The organism is Paraburkholderia sp. BL21I4N1 (assembly GCF_002973525.1).
Taxonomy (GTDB): domain Bacteria; phylum Pseudomonadota; class Gammaproteobacteria; order Burkholderiales; family Burkholderiaceae; genus Paraburkholderia.
Genome location: NZ_PVEN01000051.1, coordinates 1 through 3,054, shown reverse-complemented (window position 1 = coordinate 3,054; position 3,054 = coordinate 1). Strand labels below are relative to the sequence as shown.

Genomic DNA, 3,054 nt, shown 5'->3' with positions numbered 1-3,054 from the left:
GTAAGCGACATTTGACGGCCGTCTTGACGATCAGAATTTGATCTCGAAGAGGCGTTCGTTGACGCTCTGGAGGTCAAAGGCAGCAGGATCGAAACTACCACCACACCAGTCGAGCAACAGTTGGTGTTCGTCATGAGCGGGATCGATGATCGCATCGAGGAACTCGATGTAGCCGGGTACGCCGCCAACATCTTCCGGTGGACAGGCATTGCGACCGTCCAGGCAGATGGGCCAGCGCAACTCGGGATCAGGCGGCAGGACCTTCTCGAGCTTCACACGATGCTGCCAGTTGTCACCGTAATCGTAGATATAGGTGAATGACTTCAGCGCGCCGAGCGCCTTGCCCAGGGTCACCCGCGCTTCGTTGAGCATCGGCGGGTCACTCGGGAAGTCCGGATCGGGCACCCCGTAGTTGTCGTCGCCGAACACGAATTCGTGCAGATGGCCACCATCCCAGCCCATCGCCCACAGCAGCACGACATGCAGCTTCGGCAGCTTGATCGAGGCAGGGACCCGCACCCGTCTCCAGACCGCCGGCTTGAGATACTTCAGCTCGATGTGCAGCTGGTAGACCGGTACCGGTGAATTGACCGCGCTTAACGCGGGTTTGCGAGTCGATGCCATCGTCATGCAGCTTGCCGAAGCGGCTGCTCCGCCGGCATCAAACGCCACGGCAGCAACTCGTCGATCCGGTTGATGGGATGCTCTGCAATGCGCTCGAACACCGTGCGCAGGTATGCATACGGTTCGATGCCATTCAGGCGTGCCGTACCGATCAGGCTGTAGATGACCGCCGCACTCTGTCCACCGCCATCAGAACCTGCGAACAGATAGTTGCGCCTGCCGAGAACCAGCGGCCTGATCGATCGCTCCGCGGTGTTGTTATCTATCTCGATGCGCCCGTCTTCACAGTAGCGCACCAGCGCGTGCCAGTTCCCCAGCGCATACCGGATGGCCTTGCCAAGGCCCGACTTCGCCGAGACCTGCGCGAACGTATGTTCCAGCCAGTCCTTCAGTGTGCCTGCGAGCGGCAATGCCCGCGCCATGCGCACGGACTGCCGGACCTCCGGCTTGCGGCCGCGCACCTCGCGCTCGATGGCATACAGGGCCGCGATGCGGCTGAGTGCCTCCTGCGCTACCGGCGAACGCTCCAGTTCGTACAGGTCATAGAACTTGCGCCGCACATGCGCCCAGCACGCTGCCTCGATGATCGTGCCATCGCGGTATAGCGCGTCGTAGCCACTATAGGCATCCGCCTGCAGGATGCCCGACCAGCCCTGCAGATGCGTACGGGGTCGCTCTCCCTTGCGGTCGGGCGAGTACTGGTACCAAACCGCAGGGGGTGCCCCGCTGCCCGCCGGCCGGTCATCGCGTACGTACGTCCACAACCGCGCCGTACGCGTCTTGCCGCGTCCGGGCTCCAGCACCGGGACGGGAGTGTCATCCGTATGGATTTTTTGCGCCTCACGCACATATCGGCCAACTGCATCCGCCAGCGGCTGCAGCAGTGCGGCGGACTCGCGAACCCACGAGGCTAGCGTGGCACGGTCGAGTTCAATGCCGGCACGGAGATAGATTCCTGCCTGGCGGTACAACGGCATATGGTCGGCGTACTTGGCAACCACCACCTGCGCCAGCAGGCCGGCTGCGGCCATGCCGCGTGCGATCGGGCGCGACGGCGCCGCTTCCTGGACAACCTTCGCACAACGGCTGCAGCTCAGCCGGGGGCGCACGTGGCGGATCACCCGGAAGTACCCCGGCACGTAGTCCAGCATCTCGGAGGCGTCTTCACCCAGCTTGCGCAGCCGGCCGCCGCATTCAGGGCAGTCGCAGTCCTGTGGCTTGTGCTCCACCACCTCGCGGGGCAGGTGCGCAGGGAATTCGCGCGAGCGGCGGCGTAGTGGGACCACCGGCGCTGTCGTGTCTACGGGTTCATCCGGCACCGGTTCTGGCGCCGGTGCCGCCACGGCATCCTGCTGCGGCAGTGCCCCGTCACTGAGTGCGAGCTGCAGTTGTCCCGTCAGTTCTGCCATGCGCTCCGACGAGCGTCCGTACTGCCAGCGCTTCAGACGCGAGATCTCGGCAAGCAGGCGCGCGATGGTTTGTTCGCGCGAGACAAGCATGCGCTTGAGTGTGTCGATGTCGTCGGGGAGTCGGTTGACTGGCATGTCTGGGAGTTTACCAGGCACGCGCAGAAGTGGGGGCAAATTTACGCGGCGCATGTGGGCTTCCACGTCCGTTCGGGGCGTCGCCAGTCGATGCCTTCGAGCAGCATCGACAGTTGTGCCGCCGACAGATGGATGCATCCCGCGTCGGCCTGCGGCCAGATGAAACGGCCTCGCTCCAGGCGCTTGACGTACAGGTTCATTCCATCGCCACTCCACCACAGCAGTTTCACCAGATCGCCCCGGCGACCACGGAAGGCGAACACGTGGCCCGAGAACGGGTCTTGCTCAAGCGCCACCTGCGCCAGTGCAGCCAGACCATCCATGCCACGGCGCATGTCGGTGACGCCTGCGGCGAGCCAGATACGGGTGCCGGTCGGCAGCGCGATCATGCCGGCCTCAGGCAATGCAGCACCAGTCGCAGCTGGGCCGGGTCTACCTTCCCGCTCACTCGCACGCGTGCGCCATTGAGCTCGATCTCGATCCCTGAAGTCGCGGCTTCCTGTGCGCGCAATGGCAATTGCGCGGTCGGCACCGGTAGCGACGAAACCGTCATCGGATCATCCGGCGATATCGCCACCGGAACGAACACTGCCGTCTCGCTCACCGTCCTGTTGTCCAGCAGACCGGCACGGTACTGCCTGCGCCACCTGAACACCATGTTCGGATTCAGACCGTGCGACTGCGCGAGCTTTGCCACCGAGATGCCCGGCTCGCACGCTGCTATCGCAACTTCACGCCGGAATTCAGGCGCGTAATTCGGCCGCCCCTTGCGGCTCCCGGCACAGTCGATCTCTGTCATCAAAGTGGTCCCCACTACTCGAAGTGATGGACATCACTTTGGACACTCTCAACGTCGATGTCGATACGGCCTTCAAATGACGCTTAC

At 63.7% G+C, this 3,054-nt stretch carries 4 protein-coding genes; all 4 read right to left on the bottom strand.

The features are described from left to right. Positions 1–30: 30 nt before the first annotated feature. The 4 genes from B0G83_RS37910 to B0G83_RS37895 are packed head-to-tail and all read right to left on the bottom strand — an operon-like array spanning position 31 to position 2,967. Positions 31–624: a plasmid pRiA4b ORF-3 family protein gene (locus B0G83_RS37910; protein ID WP_105512348.1), complete on the bottom strand. Its 594-nt coding sequence runs from the start codon at positions 622–624 to the stop codon at positions 31–33. Positions 625–626: 2 nt separating this feature from the next. Next, complete coding sequence (locus B0G83_RS37905; RefSeq protein WP_105512347.1) at positions 627–2,168, bottom strand: IS66 family transposase; 1,542 nt, start codon at positions 2,166–2,168, stop codon at positions 627–629. A gap of 41 nt (positions 2,169–2,209) precedes the next feature. Then, the gene (tnpB, locus tag B0G83_RS37900) at positions 2,210–2,557 is read right to left on the bottom strand and encodes an IS66 family insertion sequence element accessory protein TnpB (RefSeq protein WP_090801994.1); all 348 of its coding nucleotides are present in this window, start codon (positions 2,555–2,557) and stop codon (positions 2,210–2,212) included. Beyond that, complete coding sequence (locus B0G83_RS37895; protein WP_105512346.1) at positions 2,554–2,967, bottom strand: transposase; 414 nt, start codon at positions 2,965–2,967, stop codon at positions 2,554–2,556. Before B0G83_RS37895 ends, tnpB begins: the two co-directional genes overlap by 4 nt. Positions 2,968–3,054: the final 87 nt, after the last annotated feature.